This is a genomic window from Streptomyces sp. NPDC002754 (assembly GCF_053592315.1).
The window spans coordinates 1-1,172 of the sequence record NZ_JBSFVM010000095.1; the positions used below are offsets into that span (position 1 = coordinate 1).

Sequence of the window (1,172 nt, forward strand, 5' to 3'; positions counted from 1 at the left end):
CGCGCGACTCCCGTACCCGCGACATACATCTCCCCCGCCACACCCACCGGCACCGGACGCAACGCAGCATCCAGCACGAACACCGACACCCCCGGCAGCCCACGACCCACCACACTGCCCCACACACCATCCCCCACACCCACCCGACGATGCGTCACATGCACCGTCGTCTCCGTAATCCCGTACATGTTCACCAACGCCACCCCGCCGGCACCCTCACGACCCCACCACCCCGCCAGCCGGCCGACATCCAGCGCCTCACCACCGAACACCACCAACCGCAACGCACCCACCACAAACCCATCCACCGCCAACAACTGATACATCGCCGACGGCGTCTGACTCAGCACCGTCACCCCCTCCCGCACCAACAACTCCGCAAACCGCCCCGGCGAACGAGACACCTCAAACCCCACCACCACCACACGCGCCCCATGCACCAACGCACCCCACAACTCCCACACCGAGAAGTCGAACGCCACCGAATGGAAACAACTCCACACATCCCCCGGCCCCAGACCGAAGAGCTCACCCGCCGACCCCAGCAGCGCCGCCACATTCCCGTGACTGACCACCACACCCTTCGGACGGCCCGTCGACCCCGACGTATAAATCACATACGCCACCTCATCCGGCGACACCACACACCCCACCCCCGAACCATCCAGCCCCGCCAACTCCGCTGCCACCGACGGCTCATCCACCACCACCAGCACCGCACCCTCCGGCACACACCCCTCAACCACCGCACCACACCCAACAGACGTCACCACACCCACCACACCCGCATCCCGCAGCACAAACCCCACCCGCTCCACCGGATACCGCGGATCCACCGGCACATAACCAGCCCCCGCCTTCAACACACCCAACAACGCCACCACCACATCCACACCACGCTCCAACACCACACCCACCAACGAACCCGCACCCACACCACGACCCCGCAAATACCGCGCCAAACGATTCGCGGCCGCATCCAACTCGGCATACGTCAACGCAACACCGTCCGACACCACCGCCACCACACCCGGAGCAGCCACCACCCGCTCCCCGAACAACCCCACCAACGAACCACCCACACCACCAACCGACAACGCCCCCTCGTTCCACCCCAACAACCGAACCCGCTCATCAACCCCCAACACATCCACACCACCCAGCGCCACATC

The 1,172-nt window shown here is 65.7% G+C and carries 1 protein-coding gene; it reads right to left on the reverse strand.

Annotated elements, in window-relative coordinates; genetic code table 11:
* On the reverse strand, positions 1 to 1,172 hold a 1,172-nt coding region (locus ACWD2L_RS41020; RefSeq protein ID WP_351346141.1), incomplete at both ends, for an AMP-binding protein.